General features: G+C 63.8%; 13 protein-coding genes. 11 read left to right on the top strand and 2 right to left on the bottom strand.

What is annotated here, in order from left to right; translation table 11 throughout:
- Nucleotides 1-444 precede the first annotated feature (444 nt).
- Both GO707_RS07575 and GO707_RS07570 read left to right on the top strand, forming a co-directional pair.
- Nucleotides 445-1,842 carry a peptidylprolyl isomerase gene (locus GO707_RS07575; protein ID WP_157012696.1) on the top strand — a complete coding sequence of 466 codons (1,398 nt, stop codon included), beginning with the start codon at nucleotides 445-447 and terminating at the stop codon, nucleotides 1,840-1,842.
- Between the two features lie 292 nt (nucleotides 1,843-2,134).
- Nucleotides 2,135-3,436 carry an amidohydrolase gene (locus tag GO707_RS07570; RefSeq protein ID WP_157012695.1) on the top strand — a complete coding sequence of 434 codons (1,302 nt, stop codon included), beginning with the start codon at nucleotides 2,135-2,137 and terminating at the stop codon, nucleotides 3,434-3,436.
- A gap of 372 nt (nucleotides 3,437-3,808) precedes the next feature.
- On the opposite strand, the gene GO707_RS07565 is transcribed toward GO707_RS07570, so the two are convergent.
- Nucleotides 3,809-4,765: a hypothetical protein gene (locus GO707_RS07565; protein ID WP_157012694.1), complete on the bottom strand. Its 957-nt coding sequence runs from the start codon at nucleotides 4,763-4,765 to the stop codon at nucleotides 3,809-3,811.
- Nucleotides 4,766-5,367: 602 nt separating this feature from the next.
- On the opposite strand from GO707_RS07565, the gene fusA reads away from it, so the two are divergent.
- From fusA to GO707_RS07550, 3 genes are all read left to right on the top strand, one after another.
- Nucleotides 5,368-7,446 (top strand): elongation factor G, encoded by a 2,079-nt coding sequence (gene fusA, locus GO707_RS07560; protein WP_157012693.1) that lies wholly within the window; start codon nucleotides 5,368-5,370, stop codon nucleotides 7,444-7,446.
- Nucleotides 7,447-7,796: 350 nt separating this feature from the next.
- Complete coding sequence (gene rpoB / locus GO707_RS07555; protein WP_157012698.1) at nucleotides 7,797-11,324, top strand: DNA-directed RNA polymerase subunit beta; 3,528 nt, start codon at nucleotides 7,797-7,799, stop codon at nucleotides 11,322-11,324.
- A gap of 4 nt (nucleotides 11,325-11,328) precedes the next feature.
- Nucleotides 11,329-15,750, top strand: a complete 4,422-nt coding sequence (locus GO707_RS07550) for a DNA-directed RNA polymerase subunit beta' (protein ID WP_157012692.1) — start codon at nucleotides 11,329-11,331, stop codon at nucleotides 15,748-15,750.
- Between the two features lie 372 nt (nucleotides 15,751-16,122).
- Here the strand turns inward: GO707_RS07550 and GO707_RS07545 are convergent, their stop codons facing one another.
- Entirely contained in the window at nucleotides 16,123-16,734 is a 612-nt protein-coding gene (locus GO707_RS07545) for a LysR family transcriptional regulator substrate-binding protein (RefSeq protein ID WP_198161045.1), read from the bottom strand.
- Nucleotides 16,735-16,773: 39 nt separating this feature from the next.
- Between GO707_RS07545 and GO707_RS07540 the strand changes: the two genes are divergently transcribed.
- From GO707_RS07540 to GO707_RS07515, 6 genes are all read left to right on the top strand, one after another.
- Nucleotides 16,774-17,610 (top strand): molybdopterin dinucleotide binding domain-containing protein, encoded by an 837-nt coding sequence (locus GO707_RS07540; protein WP_278980952.1) that lies wholly within the window; start codon nucleotides 16,774-16,776, stop codon nucleotides 17,608-17,610.
- An 18-nt stretch (nucleotides 17,611-17,628) separates the two neighbouring features.
- On the top strand, nucleotides 17,629-18,246 hold the full coding sequence (locus GO707_RS07535) for a 4Fe-4S dicluster domain-containing protein (protein ID WP_157012690.1): 618 nt from the start codon (nucleotides 17,629-17,631) through the stop codon (nucleotides 18,244-18,246).
- A 3-nt stretch (nucleotides 18,247-18,249) separates the two neighbouring features.
- The gene (locus tag GO707_RS07530; RefSeq protein ID WP_157012689.1) at nucleotides 18,250-19,119 is read left to right on the top strand and encodes a dimethyl sulfoxide reductase anchor subunit family protein; all 870 of its coding nucleotides are present in this window, start codon (nucleotides 18,250-18,252) and stop codon (nucleotides 19,117-19,119) included.
- 68 nt (nucleotides 19,120-19,187) lie between these two features.
- A complete protein-coding gene (locus tag GO707_RS07525; protein WP_157012688.1) occupies nucleotides 19,188-20,054 on the top strand; it encodes a DUF6273 domain-containing protein in 867 nt (288 codons plus the stop codon).
- Nucleotides 20,055-20,130: 76 nt separating this feature from the next.
- The gene (locus GO707_RS07520) at nucleotides 20,131-20,814 is read left to right on the top strand and encodes a 4Fe-4S dicluster domain-containing protein (protein WP_232325697.1); all 684 of its coding nucleotides are present in this window, start codon (nucleotides 20,131-20,133) and stop codon (nucleotides 20,812-20,814) included.
- Nucleotides 20,815-20,823: 9 nt separating this feature from the next.
- Entirely contained in the window at nucleotides 20,824-21,834 is a 1,011-nt protein-coding gene (locus GO707_RS07515; RefSeq protein ID WP_157012686.1) for a 4Fe-4S binding protein, read from the top strand.
- Nucleotides 21,835-21,919: the final 85 nt, after the last annotated feature.

Here is a 21,919-nt window from a genome sequence, read left to right as displayed (position 1 = left end):
CGGCCCGCGAGAGACAAGGGCGGTACGGCTTGAACGAAGTGAGAGGCAGCGCCTTTAGACGCTGCCGGCCCCCCTCGGCCTTATAGGCCCAGAGCAAACCACCCCTTTGAGGGGTGGTTCATGATTGATGCTGCGGTTTCGACAGGCACCTGGAAAATGACCCTTCACCTCAGGTTTTAAGGAATCCTTTCAGGAACTTTACAGGTATGTGCGATTATTGTTGACACCGTGTGTGGACTAAGTAATTCGCTTTATACGGTGCGCGCGCATTGAAATAATAGCTCTCTGACCTTACGAAACGGTAAAGAACGTTACGCTAGGGTTGCAACATTCAGTTAGCGCTCATGAAGGAAGGGCGGGAGTCCCGCGGAGGGAGCGGGAGTGCGCTCGATGAGCCTGCGCCGGCAATAGGGCTGACGCAATGTCATGAAAGGTTGAGGACACATGAAATTTGCCTCGTTCAAGAGCTCTGCTCTGAAGAGCGTGGGAGCGGTTTCGCTCTGCGTCGCTCTCGGTGCCGGGCTGGTGGGCTGCGGCGGCAACGGTGCCGGCGGCGGCGCGGTGGCCGCGACGGTCAACGGCCAGGACATCATGGAGCAGACGGTCACCGATTACATCGCCAACTTCCGCACCTCCAGCTCGCTGGAGTCCGATGAGGCGTGGGGCGAGTGGATGGTCGCCAACGGCTACACCCCCGAGTCCGTGCGCGAAGAGGTCATCGACTACTACGTCAACCAGGATCTCTACGACCAGGCCGCCAAAGAGTACAACGTGACCGTGGAGCAGGCCGACATCGATTCCGCCATGGAGGAGACCAAGGCCATGTTCGAGTCTGATGAGGCCTTCCAGGAGGCTCTCGAGGCGTCCAGCATGACCGAGGAGTCCTACATCGAGGACGTCATTCGTCCGAATCTGCTTCAGACGAAGCTCGCCGAGGCCGTGGCCGCCCAGGATACTGAAGGCGAGGGCGAGGATGCGGCCCTGGCCCAGGCCCAGGCCATGAGCGAGCAGTTCAACGGCGCTAAGCGCTCGAGCCACATCCTGCTGACCGCCGAGGAAGGCGAGGACGACGCCGCTCTGGCCGCCCGCGCCCAGGAGCTGCTTGATCAGATCAACGCCGGCGAGATCTCCTTCGAGGATGCCGCTTCCCAGTACTCCACCGACACTGGCTCCGCTGCTAACGGCGGCGATGTGGGCTGGGACGCGCTGAGCACCTTCGTCACTGAGTACCAGGACGCTCTGGCCGGCCTCGAGAAGGATCAGATCGTCGCCGCTCCCGTCAAGAGCGAGTACGGCTACCACATCATCAAGGTGACCGATGTCTACGAGGTTCCCGAGGGCGGTATCACGTCGGTTGACCAGCTGCCGACCGAGTTCCAGGAGTATCTGACCTACATGGAGCAGAGCAACGCCTCCCAGAACTTCTCCACCTGGTTCGAGGAGTATCGCAACAACGCCGAGATCACCGTTAACCCGATGCCCGAGGGCCTGCCCTACGCCATCGACCTTGCTCCCTACGAGGAGGCTGCTGCCCAGAATGCCGAGGGCGACGCTGCCGCCACCGAGGGCACTGAGCAGCCTTCCGACGAGACCATGTCCGCCGAGGATCAGGCCGCTGCCGACGCCGCCGCTGCCGATGCGGCCGCCGACGAGGCCGCTGCCGGCGAGGCTGGTGCTGATGCCGCTGCCGACGATCAGGCCGGCGACGCTGCCGCTGCCGACCAGGCAGTCGATGAGGCCGCTGCCGACCAGACGGCCGCCGACCAGGCTGGCGCTGACGCTGCCGCCGACCAGGCCGCTGCCGATCAGGCCGCCGAGGGCGCCGAGGGTACCCAGCAGTAAGCTGCTCTCGACAACCCAGGCGTTTCCCAAGGACCCGCGCTCAGGCACGGGTCCTTTTTGTGGCAGCGAATGATGCTTCAAGAGGGAATCCCCCCCGAGGACGCACTCTCGGCCACGCAGCCAGCAGCGAGCTTTGCCGACGAAGGGTTCGCTCTCTGCCGGCGGCATTCGGAAGTAGCCAAAGGTACCATGTCCATTTGTGGAAGAGGTCGCCGCGAAAACCGTTTCCGTCCGCGAAATGCGTTATGCTTCTTCCCTAGAACCCCGTTCTGCTCTCTTCGAAAGGCCTTCCATGCTCTTTGCCGATATCAATCTTCTCGACGCCGACTTCGCTATCAAGCACCACCAATGGGTGGGGGTGCGCGACGGCCGAATCGCCTATATCGGCTCGGTGCCTCCTGCGCCCGATGTGGCTGCCACCTTCGGCGAGACCTACGATGGCACGGGACGTCTGCTCATGCCCGCGCTCTACAACGCCCATGCCCATGCTCCCATGACGCTTCTGCGCGGTTACGCCGAGAACTTGCCGCTGCAGCGTTGGCTCGAGGAGAAGTGCTTCCCCTTCGAGGCCAAAATGACCGCCGAGGATTGCTATTGGGGCACGGTGCTCGCCTGCGCCGAGATGGCGCGCTTCGGCGTGGTCAGTTTTTCGGACATGTACTACGCGACCGAGGAGCGTGCCCGTGCGGTGCTCGAGGCCGGCATGAAGGCCAACATGTGCGAGGGACTCGTTGCCTTCGAGGAGAAGCCCTATGCGGAATATCCCATCTGCGCCCAGATGGAGGCCCTTGTGCGCGACTGGCACGGGGCCGGCGACGGACGCATTCGCATCGACTATAACATCCATTCGGAGTACCTGTCCACCGAGACGGTTTGCCGCGACATTCTGGACATCGTGCGTGGCACCGACCTGCGCCTGCACATCCACCTGTCCGAGACCGAGAAGGAAGTGCGCGAATGCCGCGAGCGCCACGGCGGCCTCTCGCCGGTGCAGTATTTCGAAAGCCTCGGGTTGTTCGACGTGCCGGTGACGGCGGCCCATTGCGTATGGGTCGATGACGCCGACCTGGATATCTTGCAGCAGCACGGGGTGTTCGTCGCCAACAACCCGGCTTCCAACATGAAGCTTGGCAGCGGTTTCGCGCCCATTCCCGAGATGCTGCGCCGCGGCATTCCCGTGTGCCTGGGCTCCGATGGCATGGCGTCGAACAACAACCACAACCTGTTCCACGACATGTACTTGCAGGCGCTTATCTACAAGGGCGCGACGCTTGATCCGACGGCGGTCACGCCCCAGCAGGCGCTGGCGGCGGCGATGCGCACCGGCGCGCTTTCCCAGGGCCGCGAGGATTGCGGCATTGTGGCCGCAGGTGCCCGTGCCGACCTGTGCGTGCTGGATACCACGGGCCCCTCCTGGTGCCCCGCGCCCGACCCGGTGTACAACGTGGTCTATGCCGGCGATGGTGCCGACGTGGTGCTCACAATGTGCGATGGCGAGGTGATCTACCGCGCCGGTGAATGGCCCACCATCGACGTCGAGCGCGCCAAGGCCGAATGCGTCGCCCGCACCGCCCGCATCATCAGCGAGCTCTAGCCATATCCCATGCGTCGAGCAGCCCAGCTGCTCCCAGTTTCGCGAGGCCGCGGTTCTTGCCGTGGCCTCGCGCGTCGCGGCCGCACCTTGGGGCCTCATTTTGTCATTTGGGTTTGGGGCCAACGGCATTTTGATCCTCGATCCGCAGCCCGAGGCATCTTTTTGTCGTTCGGTTCTGAAACGTGCGACATTTTAGGCTCTCGGGCTGCGGTGTTAACCATGAAAAACAAAGTCGCAGCAAGAGAAGCACCAGGTCACAGCTTCGTGCCTCCAAATCCTTCCTCGGCAACCCGCAGCCAGACCAGCAAAAATGTCAGAACAAGGAAGGACGCCTGACAAAAATCATCTTTGGGCTGCGGTTGTCAGGGTGCGTTATTGCCAGGAGGGGAGTCCCAGGACCTCTCGCAGATGCTTGTGCTTTGCATCGAAGTCGCCTATGCGGAATCGGATCGGTTTGCCAAGTGCGCGGGCAACAGAGAGCGCGATTTTCCTTGTTTCGCTGGTTGAGTTGAGCTGCAATCGTCCCACGGTGATGATCCGGTAGTTCATGGCTTGCAGCGTCATGCGTTTAACAGCGTCTTCCTGCAGCTGCTCGGACGTAAGGTGGCGTTCGTCGCTGTCGTACTCGAGAATGAGTCTTTGCGCGGGCCAGCAAACATCTGCAACATAGTACTCTTCTCGCGAAAGCGGGCGAGCGGCACCGGTGAGTTCGATGGAATGATTCAGCCTCGGTCGGGCGAAGTGATAGCCGCCGAGATGGTTGGGGAGCGTCATGAGAAGAGCGAGGGCTGCCTCTCTCGGCGAGGCGGCGTTATCGAGAATCCAAGGAGCGGCGCGTCTCGTCATGGCGCAGCCTCGTATGTCCCGGTGGGCCAAAAGAGCTTCTTGGATGCGCTCAGATGAAGTAAGAACGGGGCGATTGAAGACGGTGTCGAAAGGAGGCGTTAGACCGTAGGCGCCGCAAAGGGTGCTTCCTTTGAAGATCACTTCGGCAAGGTCGTGACTCCAGTTGCTTTGGAGAAAGGCGACCTCGGGGGAAGGAGCAAAGAGTCCTTGCGCAATGCGAAAATAGCGATCTTGCTGAATTGACGCCTCTGCGACATGGCAGCGCACATCTTTGAGATTGCGCTTTTGCTGGCGTGAAGGAACGATGACGCGAAAAGGCTTGCTCAGCCAGGGGAGCCTATCCTCCAGATACTGAACGGCGGCAGCGTTGGGGGTGATGTCCTCCTGGTGGGCGATATCAAGCCACAGAGTGAGGAGAGAGGTGAAATCGCCGTGCTGGTAGAAATCGAGGGCACTCGAGCCCCATAGTATTAGTTTCGACATTGACCGTCACTTTCCAATCGATAATGAAGCCATGCGGCGGTGAGGGATGGCGCGTGTGGCTCCTGCGCCCTGCGCGCGTTCGAACAGGCTACTCTCTCCGAACCGTATTAATGACGCGAGAATGTCTCGGTTGGTTCCTCGCGCCAACCGTGGTGGCGTCGCATGGGCGGTTGGGGGGTGCACGGGCCAACTCGCGGGCCAACTTGCGGTCCAGCTTGCGGGCCAGCTCGCGGATCAACCTGCAAACCAATTCGCGGACCAACTCGCGGATCAAACCCTGAGAAGCTCCCCCTGAGAAAAAGCGCACGAACTTCGTCTCGCGAATTTTTCGCTGTACTCAGCGGACGCGGTGCCCTCTGCTAATATGGATGCCACGGAAAAGACGCCGTTCGTCGGCGCTGAAAGACCGCTCGCTGGCGATGCGCCAAGAGCTCGCGGGTCGTGGATCTGTCAGTTGGCGCGGCCCCGGCAGCGGGTGTTCGCGGCAACGGGAATTCAGCGTAGCGTTTGGCGAGAAGGCGCGCGACCGATGGGCGGCGCGCCCGGGTTAGACCCGCGCAAGGGGTGCGGGCGCCCTCTATCAGGAAGGCAGGTGGTCGCTCATGGCAGCTCCGGCTCCCGAACACGTCAGAAACATCGTCCTTGTAGGACAGGATGGCGCCGGCAAGACCTCGCTGGCCGAGGCCATGCTCTTCGTCTCCGGCAAGACGCCGCGCATGGGCACGACCCACGACGGCAAGTCGTACCTCGATTACGACCCCGAGGAGATCAAGCGCAAGTTCACCATCTCCACCTCCATTGCCCCCATCCCCTACAAGGACTACAAGATCAACGTGCTGGACACCTCCGGCCATCCCGACTTCATCGGTGATACGCTGGCCACCATGCAGGCGGCCGAAATGGCCCTGTTCGTGGTGGACGCCGTCGACGGCCCCCAGGTTATGACGACGAAGCTGTGGCGCGAGGCGGAGGACATGCGCCTGTCGCGCGCGGTGTACATCAACCACATCGATCGCGAGAACGCCAACTTCGACGCCGCCATGGCGTTGCTGCACGCCCGCTTCGGCGGTCGCCTCGGCGCGGTGACCATCCCCATCGGCCAGGCCGAGGACTTCCAGGGTGTCATCGACATCATCCGCATGGAGGCCCGCTATTTCGAGGACGGCGGCGAGCGCGTGGAAGCGGTGGAAACCCTGCCGGCGAAGTACCAGGAGGAGGCGCGCAACGCCCGCGACAAGCTGTGCGATCTGGTGGCCGAGGCCGACGACGAGCTTATGATGAAGTACCTCGAGGGCGAGGAGCAGCTCACCCAAGAGGAGCTGGAGGGGCTGCTGGACAAAGCCATCGCTCAGGAGCTCATCATTCCGGTGTTCGTGGGATCCACCATTATTATGCAAGGCGTTCAGGGCCTCATGGAGGACATCTGCACCTATTTCCCGCACCCGAAGAGCCACGGTCGCTTCCGCATGGCCGACGACGTGACGGTGCGCATCGACGAGACGAAGCCCCCCTGCGCCTTCGCCTTCAAGACGGTGTCTGACCCGTTCGTCGGACGCCTCACCTTCCTGAAGGTCATCTCCGGCTACCTGGAGCCGGGGCTGGAGCTCGTCTGCGGGCGCACCGGCAAGAAGGAGCGCCTCGGCAAGATCCAGGTCATGATGGGCAAAGAGGCCGTCGACGTGAAGAGCGCCAAGGCCGGCGACATCGTCGTGGTGCCGAAGCTTTCCGACGTGCGTGCGGGCGACACGCTCTCCTGCGAGGGCACCATCGCCATCGAGCCTTTGCCGTTGCCCGAGCCCTTGTACCCCGTGGCCATCGAGGCTGTGTCGAAGAAGGAGGAGGACAAGCTCGGCACCTTCCTAGCCCGCGCCGCCGAGGCTGACCCCACTATCCGCATCACGCGCGACGAGGACACGCATCAGACCATCATCCACGCCATGGGCGAGACCCAGGTAGACATGCTGATCGGGCGCTTGAAGGAGCAGTCCGGCGTGGAGGCGAAGCTCGTGCCCGTGCGCATCCCCTACCGCGAGACCATTACCAAGCAGGCCGAGGCCCAGGGCCGTCACAAGAAGCAGACCGGCGGCGCCGGCCAGTTCGGCGACTGCTGGCTGAGGTTGGCCCCCATCCCCGGCGAGGGCTACGAGTTCGTGGACGAGATCAAGGGCGGCGCCATTCCCAACGGCCTCATCCCGGCGGTGGATAAGGGCGTGCGCGAGGCCATGGAAGAGGGCTTCCTCGCGGGGTACCCCATGGTGGACATCAAGTGCACGGTGTTCGACGGCTCGTATCATTCCGTCGACTCCAACGAGATGGCCTTCAAGACCGCGGCGCGCATCGGCTTCCGCGCCTGCTGCGAGAACGCCGGCCCCATCATCTTGGAGCCCTGGGCCACTATGGAAGTGACCGTGGGCGAGGAGTACGCCGGCACCATCATGGGCGACATCTCCACGCGCCGCGGCCGCATTGTGGGCACCGACGCGGGCTTCGCGGCCGGCGAGACCGTCATCAAGATGCGCGCGCCCTATGCCGAGGTCATCAACTACACCAAGGATCTGCGCTCCATGACCCGCGGCTCCGGCTCCTACACGCTCACCTTGGAAGGCTACGAGCAGGCGCCGGCCGACGTGACGAAGAAGCTCGTGGAAGCCTACGAGGCCGCCCGCGCCGCCGGAAACTAACGGCATTCTCATAGCAGAATGGGACGGAGCGAAAACGCTCTGCCCCATCCCACAAGGGCGGACTTCGGTCCGCCCTTTTCGTTGCGCGAGAGCGTGGCGCTCCAATCCGTAGGGGCAGACCTTGGTCTGCCCTCCTCAAGCGCGGCGCCCTCACCTGAGGAGGGGCGACCAAGGTCGCCCCCTACGGAGGACGGAACGCAACAACGCCCAGCTCCGAGCCCTATTTTCCAGAAAATTTCCATGGCTCGTAAAAATTTTTCTTGACTCGGGCTTCACGCCGTAGTATTTTAGCGAATTGCAACTTTTTTGCAGATTTGCGATGGACGTGAAGGAGGAACAGCCTCGTGGCAATGGATAAGAAATCCGCTCCCACCAGCCTTTACAGGGATCGCCGAAGCTTCGCGAAGATTCCCGACGTCATGGACGTCCCGAACCTGATCGCTATCCAGACGGAAAGCTTCGACTGGTTCAAGAACGAGGGCTTGGCCCAGGCGTTCGCCGATGTGTGCCCGATTGAGAACAACACCGGCGACATGTGCGTCGAATTCGGTAAGCACGAGTTCGGCGAGCCCAAGTACACGGTGGACGAATGCAAGGAGAAGGACGTCACCTACCAGGCGCCGCTCTTTGTGGAGATCCGCTTCATCAACCGTGAGACCGGCGAGATCAAGGAGCAGGAGGTGTTCATGGGCGACTTCCCGCTCATGACGCCGCGCGGCACCTTCATCATCAACGGCACCGAGCGCGTGGTCGTCTCCCAGCTCGTGCGCTCCCCGGGCGTGTACTTCGCCTCTGAGCGCGACAAGACCTCCGACAAGACCATCTACAACGCGAAGGTCATCCCTTCCCGCGGTGCGTGGCTCGAGTTCGAAACCGACAAGCGCGACCTGCTCTCCGTGCGCATCGACCGCAAGCGCAAGCAGCCGGCCACCCTGCTCGTGCGCGCCCTCGGCCTGGCCGAGACCCGCGAGGAGATCATCGAGCTTTTGGGCTCCTCCGAGATGGTGCTGCGCACGCTCGACCGCGACCCCGCCACCACCAAGGAAGAGTCGCTCATCGAGCTGTACAAGCGCTTCCGTCCCGGCGAGCCGCCGACGATCGATTCCGCCCGCACGCTGCTCGACGGCCTGTTCTTCAATCCGCAGCGCTATGACCTGGCCAAGGTCGGTCGCTACAAGATGGACAAGAAGCTCGGCTTCACCCCCGAGGAGAACGACTCCTCCACGCTGACCAATGAGGACATCATCCGCACGATGCGCTACATCATCGGTCTGCACAACGGCGACGAGGGCTTCGTCACCGACGACATCGACCACTTCGGCAACCGCCGCATCCGCAGCGTGGGCGAGCTGATCCAGAACCAGTTCCGCATCGGCCTGTCGCGTATGGAGCGCGTGGTGCGCGAGCGCATGTCCATGCAGGAGCCCGACGAGATCACGCCGCAGTCGCTCGTGAACATCCGCCCCATCGTGGCCGCCATCAAGGAGTTCTTCGGAAGCTCCCAGCTCTCGCAGTTCATGGATCAGTCCAACCCCGCCGCCGGCATTACGCACAAGCGCCGTCTGTCGGCTCTGGGCCCGGGCGGTCTGTCCCGCGAGCGCGCCGGCTTCGAGGTGCGCGACGTCCACACCTCCCACTACGGCCGCATGTGCCCCATCGAGACGCCTGAAGGCCCGAACATCGGCCTTATCGGCTCTCTGGCCACCTATGGCCGCATCAATCCCTACGGCTTCATCGAGACGCCCTACCGCCGCGTGATCGACGGCAAGGTGACCGACGAGATCGACTACCTGACCGCCGATGAGGAAGAGAACTTCACCATCGCCCAGGCCAACGACTTGTTCGATCTGGAAACCCGCGAGTTCGGCTACACCGACGAGGACGGCGTCTTCCACAAGTCCGCCCGCGTGCTCGCCCGTACCACCGACACCAACGGCGTGTTCGGCGAGGCCATGGACGTGCCGCCGGAGATGGTCAACTACATGGACGTGTCGCCGCGCCAGATGACCTCCGTGGCTACCTCGCTCATTCCGTTCCTCGAGCACGACGACGCCAACCGCGCCCTCATGGGCTCGAACATGCAGCGCCAGGCTGTGCCGCTGCTGCGTCCGAGCGCCCCGCTCGTGGGTACCGGCATCGAGCACCGCATCGCGGTGGACTCCGGCGAGATCCTCGTGGCCCAGCGCCCCGGCGTGGTCGATTATGTGGACGGCCAGACCATCATCATCCTGAACGACGACGGCGAGTACGACGAGTACCTCATTCCGAAGTTCCAGCGCTCCAACCAGTCCGGTTGTATCAACCACCGTCCCATCGTCCGCAAGGGCGACGAGGTGCAGGCCGGCGACGTGCTGGCCGACGGCCCGTCCTGCGATGGCGGCGAGCTGGCGCTCGGCCAGAACCTTATGATCGCCTACATGCCGTGGGAAGGCTACAACTACGAGGACGCTATCATCGTGTCCGAGCGCGTCGTGGCCGAGGACCTGCTGACCTCCATCCACATCTCCGAGTACGAGGTGGATGCCCGCGACACGAAGCTGGGCCCCGAGGAGATCACCCGCGAGATCCCCAACATCTCCGAGGACATGATTTCCGACCTGGACGCCGACGGCATCATCCGCGTGGGCGCCGAGGTGTTCCCGGGAGACGTGCTGGTGGGCAAGGTCACCCCGAAGGGCGAGACCGAGCTCACCGCCGAGGAGCGCTTGCTTCGCGCCATCTTCGGCGAGAAGGCCCGCGAGGTGCGCGATACGTCGCTGAAGGTGCCCCACGGCTCCGGCGGCCGCGTCATCGGCATCTACCGCTCCTCCCGCGAGGCCGGCGATGATCTGGCCCCCGGCGTGAACGAGCTCGTGCGCATCTACGTCGCTCAGAAGCGCAAGGTGCAGCAGGGCGACAAGCTGTCCGGCCGTCACGGCAACAAGGGCGTTATCTCCCGCGTGCTGCCGGTGGAGGACATGCCCTACCTCGCCGACGGCACCCCGATCGACGTCATCCTGAACCCCCTGGGCGTTCCGTCCCGTATGAACGTCGGCCAGCTGCTCGAGAACCACCTCGGCTGGGCCGCCAAGTGGGGCTGGTCGGACGCCGAGGAGACCGACGAAGTCGTGGAGGGCCCGATGTACGTGGCCACGCCCGTGTTCGACGGCGCCACCGAGGAAGAGATCTCGGACGCCATCGAGAAGGCCAACCGCAACCTCATCAACATGAACCACGCGAAGTACGGCGACATGGCCCGCGACGAGCTGGTGCCCCAGCTGACGCGCACCGGCAAGACGTGGCTGTACGACGGCCGCACCGGCGAGAAGTTCCGCGAGCCCATCACCGTCGGCCAGACCTACATCCTGAAGCTCGGCCACATGGTGGACGACAAGATTCACGCTCGCTCGACCGGCCCCTACAGCCTCATCACCCAGCAGCCGCTGGGCGGCAAGGCCCAGTTCGGCGGCCAGCGTTTCGGCGAGATGGAGGTGTGGGCGCTGTACGCCTACGGCGCCTCCAACGTGCTGCAGGAGATCCTCACGGTGAAGTCCGACGACACGTCGGGCCGCGTGAAGAGCTACGAGGCCATCGTGAAGGGCGAGAACATCCCGGCGCCGGAGGTGCCCGAGTCCTTCAAGGTGCTCGTGAAGGAAATGAAGTCCCTGTGCTTGAACGTCGAGCTCGAGGGCCACGATATGCAACCCATCAGCGAGGACGAGATCGAGGACTACAGTGCTGACCAGGCGCTTTACGCCGCACTTGTCGCTGATGCCAAGAAGACCGAAGACGAAGAGGCCAACGCCATCGATGCCCTGGCTGCCGAGCTGGGCGACCTGATGAGCGGTCTTGAGTCCGACCTGAACACCGACCTCATCGGTGGCGGAGAGGAGGCCTAACCCCATGACGGAATTCGACGTCAACAACTTCGACGCCCTGCGCATTTCGCTCGCTTCCGCCGAGGACGTGCGCAGCTGGTCCCGCGGCGAGGTAAAGAAGCCCGAGACCATCAACTACCGTACCTTGAAGCCTGAGAAGGACGGCCTGTACTGCGAGAAGATCTTCGGTCCCACCAAGGACTGGGAGTGCGCCTGCGGCAAGTACAAGCGCGTTCGCTTCAAGGGTATCGTCTGCGAGCGCTGCGGCGTGGAGGTCACCCGCTCCAAGGTGCGCCGCGAGCGCATGGGCCACATCGAGCTGGCCGCGCCCGTGAGCCACATCTGGTACTTCAAGGGCTCCCCGTCGCGTCTGGGCTACCTTCTGGACATTCCGCCGAAGGAGCTTGAGAAGGTTCTGTACTTCGCCAGCTCCATCATCACCTCGGTGGATAAAGAGGCCCGCGAGGAGGACATCGACGACTTGCGCGACGAGCTTGCCGCCGATATGGAAGAGCTGGACGCCGAGCGCGACCGCCTTATCGAGGCCACCCGCAAGCTGTCCACCGACTACGTGCCGGAGGAGGACGACTTCGTCGACGATCTCGATGACGACGAGCGCCTCACCCCCGAAGAGGTGGAAGAGGAGATCGCCGACATCTACGAGGAGTTCAACGAGCGCAAGGCCCTGCGCCAGGACGCGTTCGACGCCTTCCTGAAGATCGAGCCGAAGCAGCTCATCGGCGACGAGGCCCTCTACCGCGAGATGCGCGCGAACTACCGCGACTACTTCACCGGCGGCATGGGCGCCGAGTCGGTGCGCGACCTTCTGGACGCCATGGATCTGGAGGCGACCTCTGAAGAGCTGCGCGAGGTCATCGCCACGGGCAAGGGCCAGAAGCGCGCCAAGGCCGTGAAGCGCCTGAAGGTGGTGGATGCGTTCCTCAAGTCGGACAACAAGCCTTCCGACATGATCCTGGACGTCATCCCGGTCATTCCGCCCGATCTGCGCCCCATGGTGCAGCTCGACGGCGGCCGCTTCGCCACGTCGGATCTGAACGATCTGTACCGCCGCGTCATCAACCGCAACAACCGCCTGAAGCGCCTGCTCGACCTCGGTGCTCCCGAGATCATCATCAACAACGAGAAGCGCATGCTGCAGGAGGCCGTGGACTCGCTGTTCGACAACGGCCGTCGCGGTCGCCCCGTGACCGGCCCCGGCAACCGTCCGCTGAAGTCCATCTCCGATATGCTCAAGGGCAAGCAGGGCCGCTTCCGCCAGAACCTGCTCGGCAAGCGCGTCGACTACTCCGGCCGTTCCGTTATCGTCGTCGGCCCGTCGCTGAAGCTGCACCAGTGCGGTCTGCCTCAGCAGATGGCGCTGGAGCTGTTCAAGCCCTTCGTCATGAAGCGCCTGGTCGAGCTTGAGTATGCCGCCAACATCAAGGCCGCCAAGCGTGCCGTCGATCGCGGTGCCAGCTACGTGTGGGACGTGCTGGAAGAGGTCATCGTCGACCATCCGGTGCTGCTGAACCGCGCACCAACCCTGCACCGTCTGGGCATCCAGGCCTTCGAGCCGGTGCTCGTCGAGGGCAAGGCCATCAAGCTGCATCCGCTCGTCTGCACCGCCTTCAACGCCGACTTCGACGGCGACCAGATGGCTGTGCACGTGCCGCTGGGCGCCGAGGCTCAGGCCGAGGCCCGCGTGCTGATGCTGTCCTCTAACAACATCAAGTCCCCGGCCCACGGCCATCCGCTGACCGTGCCGACCCAGGACATGATCATCGGCCTGTACTACCTGACGGCCATGCGCGACGGCTTCCCCGGCGAGGGTCGCATGTTCATCGATTTCGATGACGCCCTGAACGCCTACGACGCCCGCGCCGATCTGGACCTGCAGGCCAAGATCCAGGTGCGTCTGCCCTACAACACGAAGGTGGCCACCGCCTTCGGCGTGTTCGAGGACCACAAGGAGGGCGAGCGCATCGAGACGAGCGTCGGCCGCATCATCTTCAACGATGTGCTGCCGCCGGACTATCCCTTCCTGAACTATGAGATGAACAAGAAGGAGATCAGCCGCCTGGTCGAGGACGTCACCAACACCTACGATCTGTCCGAGGTGCCGCCGATTCTCGACGGTCTGAAGGACGCCGGTTTCCACTACGCCACCCGCGCCGGTGTTACCGTGTCGGTGTACGACGCCACCATCCCGCCCTCCAAGCCGGCCATTCTCGCCCAGGCCGATGAGCGCGTCGCCGCCATCGACGAGGACTACGAGATGGGCCTCATGTCCAACGAGGAGCGCCACAAGCAGGTCGTCGACATCTGGAACGATGCCAACGAGGAGGTCGGCGAGGCCATGGCGGAGAACTTCGACAAGTTCAACCCCATCTACATGATGGCCTTCTCCGGCGCTCGAGGCAACATCAAACAGATTCGCCAGCTCGCCGGTATGCGCGGCCTTATGTCCGACCCGAAGGGCGAGATCATCGACCGTCCGATTAAGGCGAACTTCCGCGAGGGTCTGTCCGTTCTGGAATACTTCATTTCCACCCATGGCGCCCGCAAGGGCCTGGCCGACACGGCGCTTCGTACCGCCGACTCGGGTTACCTGACCCGTCGTCTTGTGGACGTGGCCCAGGACGTCATCATCCGCGAGATCGACTGCGGCACCACCGAGGGCGTGCCCTACCGTGTGCGCAACGAGAAGAACGAGGTGGACGAGAACCTCATCGGCCGCTGCCTCCTGGAAGATGTGGTGGCGCCCGAGACCGGCGAGATCCTCGCCGAGGCCGGTACCTACTTGCACTCCATGGCTCAGCTGCGCGAGCTTGATGCCGCCGGCATCGAGGAGGTCACGATCCGTACGATCATGACCTGCCATGCCGAGCACGGCGTCTGCCAGAAGTGCTACGGGTGGGATCTGGCCACGGCCCGTCCGGTGAACATCGGCACGGCGGTGGGCATCATCGCCGCCCAGTCCATCGGCGAGCCCGGCACCCAGCTGACGATGCGTACGTTCCACACCGGCGGCGTTGCCGGCGAGGACATCACCCACGGTCTGCCTCGTGTTCAGGAGCTGTTCGAGGCCCGCAAGCCCAAGGGCCAGGCAGTGCTCGCGGAAATCTCCGGCACCATGCAGGTCACCGGCGACAAGATGTCGAAGACCATCACCATCCACGACCAGGAGGGCAACTACCGCGAGTACGTGGTGAGCGCCCGTGCCCAGCTTCTGCCGGGCGTGTTTGACGGGTGCGAGGTGCGCGTGGGCCAGCAGCTGACCAAGGGTTCCGTGAACCCCCACGATCTTCTGCGCCTTACCGACCCGAACACGACGCTGCGCTACATCGTGGGCCAGGTTCAGGACGTGTACGTGTCCCAGGGCGTGGATATCAACGACAAGCACATCGAGGTCATCGCGCGCCAGATGCTGCGCAAGGTGGCCGTGCTCGATGCCGGCGACTCCGACTTCCTGCCGGGCCGTCAGGTGAACCGCTTCGAGTTCGAGAAGGTGGCCAACGAGCTGATCGCCGAGGGCAAGGAGCCGCCGGTGGGCCAGCCGCTGCTGCTCGGCATCACCAAGGCGTCGCTGGCAACGGATTCGTGGCTGTCCGCCGCGTCGTTCCAGGAGACCACCAAGGTGCTCACCGACGCCGCCATCGAGGGCAAGACCGATCACTTGGCCAGCCTGAAGGAGAACGTCATCATCGGCAAGCCCATTCCCGCCGGCACGGGTCTGCGTCGCTACCGCGATGTGGGTCTCACCTACAAGGGCCGTCCGGTGGAGAAGGTCACCGGGGACGCGCTGCCCGACTTCGCGCCGGATGCGCTGCGCGAGATCGAGGATCTGCTGCCCCAGCCTCAGGATTGGTCGCTCGACAGCGACGGCTACTTCAACTCCTCGGGCTCGTTCGGTGGCTACTACAGCGCTCTTTCGGGGCACCGCGGCCACAACCTGTCCGACGAGGACGCGCGCCTGTACATCTACGACGATCTGGGCGTGTCCCAGCGCTGGGCGAACAAGTTCTCCGAGGCGGGCATCGAGACCGTGGCCGACCTGCTGGGTCATACCGAGGAGGATCTGCTGCGCATCGAGGGCATCGGCGTGAAGGCCATCGAGGAGCTGAAGGAGGGCTTGGCGGCCCGCGACCTCATGCACGTCATCGAGGACGACCTGGCGGCTTCCTCCGACGACACGAGCCAGCTCTTGGACATGGTGTTCTCGCCTGACGACACCATCCTCATCGGCGGCGACGAGCCCCCGACGTTCAACACCGACGGCGAGGAGATGCTCGGCGAGGCCCTGCCTCCGCGCTCCTACCAGCGCAACCTGGAGGAGCTTGACGCGCTGCTCGGCAACATGGGCGGCTTGGGCTCCCTCGGCTTCGGCTTCACCAGCGCCGAGGACGAGGCGGCTTCCAACCAGGCCATGGAAGACGGCGAGGAGTAAATTGGTTTCGCCTGTCCTTGCGAAGCATCACTGACTTCCTTGGACGAACTCGGGAGTTTTCTATTGGGGCGACCTTCGGGCCGCCCCTTTTTGTGTTTGCTGTTCCCGCGGGGCGCCAAATGGCCAAAAAGTAGCTGCCAGCTGGCAGCTAGGTACCTGTTTTTGACCATGGAGGCTATAGCGACGAAATCAGGCTGGCTGCTCGGAAAATATTCCCAGGTCAGTGCGTCGACGAATATTGGTACAAAGCAAGCCGCCTTTTCGGTTTGCAGCTAACGACCGATAATTGACCAAAACGTCGCTTCAAGCTCTTCGAACTTGCAGCTGGCATTCGGAATTTGGCCACTGAGCGCAGCTTCCCTTTGTGCGCGGCTACTCGCTGTCGACCAGGGTGCCGGATTTGCCGTGGTTGAGGATGATCTTGCGGGCGCGGGTGTAGGCGTCCAGGGCCGGCCGCACGCGTTCGTAGTTGTCCTTCTTGTAGATGGCGTACAGCCGGAAGGCCGCATCGTCGTCGGTCACGGGAAGCACCGTCACGCGGGAGAAGTCCGACAGGTAGCGCAGCTGGGGCATGGATGCCTGCAGGATCATGACGTCTTCCACACCCAGCGGAATAGCGCAGTAGTTCATGTAGGTGCGCCCGAGTACCGCCCGGGTGCGGGGCGTGTAGCCGTGCTCTTGGCAGACGCGTTCGATGTTGGTCCAGCCCGACAAGGAATAGCCGTCGGCGAATTTCACGAAGCGGTAGCTGCGCAGATCGTCCATGGTCACCGACTTCATAGAGGCCAGGGGGCTGTCCATAGAGACCATGGCAACGAAGGGCGAACGAATGAGCGGAATGTAGGCAAGTCCCAAATTATCGAGCTTGTCCAGTTCGGCATAGGCCAGCAAGATGTCGGCATCGCCTTCCACCAATTGCTCCAGGTAGTTCGTATCGTTCAGGCTGTTGTAGCTGGCAGGAGCCTCGCCCTCGATGCCGAGCACGGCGGCGGCTGCGCTCCCTATGACTCCTGGGACGACTTCGTGGCCGCCTACCAGGAGCACGGCACCTGGAACATGAAGGAAGTGTTCCCGGACGACTGGGGCTCCTACCGCCGCTACGAGATCGGCCAGGCCTACCGCAAGGCGCCGCATCAGCAGCCGACGAAGCTGAACATCAACATTCCCGGCTTCCCCACGCCGACCATGAAGCACGAGCTGTGGGCCACCACCATCGAGTCCCACTTCCCCGAGGGCTCCGACGGCCCCGAGGTGACGCCGGGCTTCCACACCGAGGCTCTGCCCTACTACGTGGAGGGCATCCACTCCCGGGTGCGCGACGCGGAAACCTACGAGGAGTACCCGATCCTCTGCATCACCGGCCGCCGCATCCCCGTGTACTTCCACAGCGAGCATCGCCAGCTGCCGTGGTGTCGCGAGCTGTGGCCGGTTCCCCGCATGGAGATCAACCCGGAGACAGCCGCCGAGCTCGGCCTGGAGCAGGGCGATTGGGCCTGGATCGAGAGCCCCTGGGGCAAGGTGCGCCAGACCGTGGACCTCTACTACGGCATCGCGCCCGGCACTATCAACTGCGAGCACCAGTGGTGGTACCCGGAGCTGGCCCAGGCCGACAAGGGCTTCAAGCTGTCCTGCATCAACTGCATCACCGACCGCACGGCCCAGGACAAGTACAACGGCTCGTCCACGGTACGCGGCTATCCGGTGAAGGTGTACAAGGCCACGCCCGAGAACAGCCCCTTCGGCAACCCCATCCCCTGCGGCAACGACGGCACCGAGATCATCCACGACTCGTCCGATCCGCGCCTGAAGCTGTGGGCCATCGGCGCCGAGGGCATTCACCCCGACAAGTTCGACGCGTAAGAGAAAGGAGTGGGAGAAATGACACAGCTTGCTATTTGCACCGACCTCGACCGGTGCGTGGGATGCCTCGCTTGCAGCGTGTCCTGCAAAGTGGTCAACGGTGTGCCCATCGGCAACTTCTGGAACAAGACCCTGCGCGTGGGCCCCACCCCCAAGGAGGGCGGTTCCGGCCAGTACCCGGATGTCGAAACCTACTTTTTGAACGTGCAGTGCCAGCACTGCGAGAACCCCCAGTGCGTGTCGGTGTGTCCCACCGAGGCGTCGCACAAGCTGCCCGACGGCACCATTCAGATTGACAAGTCGAAGTGCATCGGCTGCCAGTTCTGCGTCATGAGCTGCCCCTACGGCGTGCGCTACCTCAACGAGGAGGAGGGCGTCGTGGAGAAGTGCACGCTGTGCCAGCAGCGCACGGCTCAGGGCGAGCTGCCCCAGTGCGTGAGCCAGTGCTGCGGCATGGCCCGCTGGTACGGCGATGCCGAGCAGGGTATCGAGTCCTTCGAGGGCCCGCGCGGCGAGCGGTTGGGCGACTTCGTGAACGACTTCACCGAGGATCAGGTGTACAAGCTCACCGATGTGGGCAACGGACCGAGCATGTTCTACATCATGCGCAACATCAAGCGGCAGGGGGTCGAGTAGCCCATGGAAATTCAAATCCCGCTCGTCATCTTCACGAGCTTTCTGGCCTGGGCCGCGGGCATCTTCGGCACCCAGTGCATCCTCGCGCTGCAGAAGCGCGGCGGCGCGGTGCAGCTGCCGGCGCTCATCTGCTCGGCCGTGGTGCTCGTGGTGGGCGGCATCGCCGTCGTGTTCCACCTGACCCATCCGTTCAACCTGTTCAACGGGTTCGGGCACATCACCTCGGGCATTACCCAGGAGCTCATCGCCATTGTGCTTCTGGCGGTGGTCATGGTGCTGTTCTTCCTGATGCTGCGCCGCTCCGAGGATGACACGGTGCCCCAGTGGCTGGCCGTGGTGGGCATCGTGGTGGTGCTCGTGCTCATCGTGGCCATGGGCCACAGCTACATGATGCCGTCGCTGCCCGCCTGGGACACGGTGCTGCAGCTGCTGTCGCTTCTGGGCGCGGCCTGCGTCATGGGCCCGGCCACCGTGGCCTTCATCGGTGCCGTGAAGGGCGTCGAGATCGAGGGCATCGGCCTTCTTACGGTCATCGGCGCGGCTGTGAATGCCGTGCTCTCGGCGGCCTACATGTTCGCCATGGAGGCCTCGAGCGCCACCTTCCAGTCCTTCCAGTACTACTTCGATCCGACGCACCCGAACGTGGCTATGGCCAACCCGGCCAATGTGTCGCTGTTCACGGGCGACTCGCTGGCAGCCCTCGTGGTGGCGGTCATCGCCCTGGTGGTCGCCCTCGTCGGCGCGCTTTTGGGCAAGAAGCAGGGAGCGTGGAAGGTATGGGGCGCCGTGGTTGCCATCGCCGGCCTGGTGTGCGCCGTGGCTCTGCGCATCATGATGTACACCATGGGCGAGACCCTGTTCATGCTGTACTAGCGGGCTTCGGGGAGGCCGCGTGCGCGTGCGCCTCCCCGCCCTTCGAGAAATGAGACAAGGAGGTTCTCATGCGAGGAATATACAAGCGGGCTGGCCTGGCGCTTGCCGCCGGAGCGCTCGCACTTGGCCTCGCCGGGTGCGCTACGGAAAGCGCGCCGGTGAGCGACCCTTCCAAGGGCGACAACACCCAACTGGCCTATACCGGTGCCAACACCGCTGACGAGCAGAGCTTCGATACGGTCACTTTCGGCAGCTACCAGGGTCAGGACATCACGTGGCTTGCGCTTGCCGAGGAGAACGGCAAGACGCTGCTCATCAGCGAGTCGGTGCTGGATGCCGTGCCCTACGACAACACGGCCGAGCCGTACCAGTGGTCGGTGCAGTCGCCACGCCCCCAGAAGGACATTGAGTGGGCGACGAGCTCGATCCGCACGTGGCTGAACGGCGAGTTCTTGAAGGCCGCCTTCAGCGCCGATGAGCAGGGTGCCATTGCCGCCACGACGCTGACCGATGCGAAGAACAACGTGTCCCACACGGCGGCCACGGCGGCTGACCCGTCGGTGCATGCGGCCGAGGAGACGACTGATCAGGTCTTTCTGCTGAGCCTGGCCGAGGCGAAGCAGTACTTCGCCAACAACGCTGCTCGTGTGGCCCATCCTACCGACTACGCCGTGAGACAGGGCGTGTATGTGGGCGTGGCGAGCAACGACGAGCAGCCCGACGGCGCGGCGGCCTGGTGGCTGCGTTCCAACGGCTACTATGCCGGCTACGCCTCGGCGGTGACCGACGACGGCTATGTGCACGGCGACGGCTACCGCATGGCCGGCGAGCTGCACGACGGCTTCGACGACCACGGCTCCGAGCTTAAGAGCACGCTCGGCGGCAACGTGGGCGTGCGTCCCGCCATCTGGGTGGAGACGAGCGCGCTTTCCTAGAAGCGCTTGGAACGGGAGCGGCTGGTTGATCGGTCGCTCCCATTCCTGTTGATAAGTCCGAGAGAGGAGGATGAGCATGGCTGGTGGAAATCCGTTGACGCGGCGGACGTTGTGTATTGGCGTGGGCGCTACCGTGGCCATGGCCGGGCTGGGGGCGCTGCGCTATGTGGGCAGCGAGCCGCTCGTGCGACCGCCGGGAGGACAGGACGAGGAGAACCTGGTGTCCCGCTGCGTGCACTGCTACCGCTGCATCGAGGCGTGCCCCGAGAAGGTGATCGTGGCTGCCTCTCTTGATGCGGGCGTGCTGAATATGCGCACGCCGCGCATGGAGTTCTCCGACTGCTACCCCGGTCAGCTGGACGATTTCCGCTACTGCGATTTCTGCGCCGAGCGCAACGGAGGCGTGCCCCTCTGCGCGGCTGTGTGCCCTTCCGGGGCTTTGCAGCTGCCGGTCGATTACGCACCCGAAACCGAGGTCATTGGCGTGGCGGTACTGAATACCGAAACGTGCATCGCCTACCGCAGCAGCTTCTGCGCTTTCTGCCACGACGTGTGCATCCAGGTGCGTGGCGAGGAGAATGCGGCCATCTACTACCAGAACGCCGATGCGACGGATGCCCTGGACACGCGGCTGCCCGTGGTGGATGCCGAGAAGTGCAACGGTTGCGGCGCCTGCGAGGCCGTGTGCGTGTCGGCCCAGGCCGGCTCCACCATGAACGCCTCGGAGCGTGCCATTGTCGTGAAGCCGCTGGAAGGGTAGGGGGTCGTCATGAAGTTCAAGAATGCGCGCACTGCGGTGGCCGCGGTGGCTTTTGCGGCGCTGGCCGTCTGCTTTATTGCCGGCGTGGCCACGGGAACCTGGTGCGGATTCGGGGCGAACGACATCGCGGTTCTGTGCCCGGTGGGCGCGCTGCTATCCATGGTGGCGGCCAAGACCCTCATCCCGCGTGCGGTGCTGAGCATCGTGGTGGCCATCGCCCTCGTGCTGCTTTTGGGCCGCCTGTTCTGCGGCTGGATCTGCCCCGTGACCCTGTGGCGCCGAGTGAAGGAGTTCTTCAAGCCCGTGAAAACGCGCGAGCAGGAGGCGGAGGCCCTCTCTCAAGCGAACCAGGCCCTCGCCGCCGAGGAGATCGCAGCGCTGAAAGAGGCGTCGGCGACTCACGACTGCGCCGCCTGCGGAGCCTGCCACGCCAAGCGCAACGCGCCTTTCGACTCGCGCCATGCGGTGCTCGGCGGTGCGCTGCTGACGACGGCTGTGTTCGGGTTCCCCGTGTTCTGCCTCGTGTGCCCCGTGGGCCTCACTTTCGCAGCGGTGGCCTTGCTGGTGAGCCTGTTCGGCGCGGGCGACTTGAACTGGTCGCTTCTGTTCGTGCCGGCCATGCTTGTCATTGAGCTGGTATTCTTGCGCAAATGGTGCGGCCGGTTCTGCCCCATCTCGGCGTTCATGAGCCTTTTCTCCCGCTTCAGCCGCACGGGCATGCCGGTCATCGACAACGAGCGCTGCCTGGAAACAGCCAAGGGTACGGCCTGCAGCCGCTGCGCCACGGCCTGCACCTTCGATGTGAACCTGCGTCATCCCGATTTGGGCGAGCTGCCCCTGCACGACTGCGCCCGCTGCGGCGACTGCATCGATGCTTGTCCCACAAGTGCCATCGCCTTCCGCGTCGTCAGCGGCAAGCCCGTTCCCTTCGCCAATGCCCTCTCCTCGGTTCGCGGTGGCGGGAAGGCGAAAACGTCTGCCGCACCGGCTTTGGACGATTTGGAACCCGAAGAAGCGTAAGGCGGTGGGGCCGACGGCTCGCGTCATCTTCTCGAAACCTGTGATTTTTATCAGGGGCGGCTTTCGGGCCGCCCCTGCTTTTTGT

Origin of the sequence: Adlercreutzia rubneri (assembly GCF_009755265.1) — a bacterium.
Classification (GTDB): domain Bacteria; phylum Actinomycetota; class Coriobacteriia; order Coriobacteriales; family Eggerthellaceae; genus Adlercreutzia; species Adlercreutzia rubneri.
Note: the sequence above shows the minus strand (reverse complement) of the source record. Positions and strands in the feature narration are given on the sequence as shown.

Coding starts and splice junctions, on each gene's coding strand:
- GO707_RS07575 (WP_157012696.1), top strand. CDS start 445: ATGAAATTTGCCTCGTTCAAGAGCTCTGCTCTGAAGAGCGTGGGAGCG.
- GO707_RS07570 (WP_157012695.1), top strand. CDS start 2,135: ATGCTCTTTGCCGATATCAATCTTCTCGACGCCGACTTCGCTATCAAG.
- GO707_RS07565 (WP_157012694.1), bottom strand. CDS start 4,765: ATGTCGAAACTAATACTATGGGGCTCGAGTGCCCTCGATTTCTACCAG.
- fusA (WP_157012693.1), top strand. CDS start 5,368: ATGGCAGCTCCGGCTCCCGAACACGTCAGAAACATCGTCCTTGTAGGA.
- rpoB (WP_157012698.1), top strand. CDS start 7,797: ATGGATAAGAAATCCGCTCCCACCAGCCTTTACAGGGATCGCCGAAGC.
- GO707_RS07550 (WP_157012692.1), top strand. CDS start 11,329: ATGACGGAATTCGACGTCAACAACTTCGACGCCCTGCGCATTTCGCTC.
- GO707_RS07535 (WP_157012690.1), top strand. CDS start 17,629: ATGACACAGCTTGCTATTTGCACCGACCTCGACCGGTGCGTGGGATGC.
- GO707_RS07530 (WP_157012689.1), top strand. CDS start 18,250: ATGGAAATTCAAATCCCGCTCGTCATCTTCACGAGCTTTCTGGCCTGG.
- GO707_RS07525 (WP_157012688.1), top strand. CDS start 19,188: ATGCGAGGAATATACAAGCGGGCTGGCCTGGCGCTTGCCGCCGGAGCG.
- GO707_RS07520 (WP_232325697.1), top strand. CDS start 20,131: ATGGCTGGTGGAAATCCGTTGACGCGGCGGACGTTGTGTATTGGCGTG.
- GO707_RS07515 (WP_157012686.1), top strand. CDS start 20,824: ATGAAGTTCAAGAATGCGCGCACTGCGGTGGCCGCGGTGGCTTTTGCG.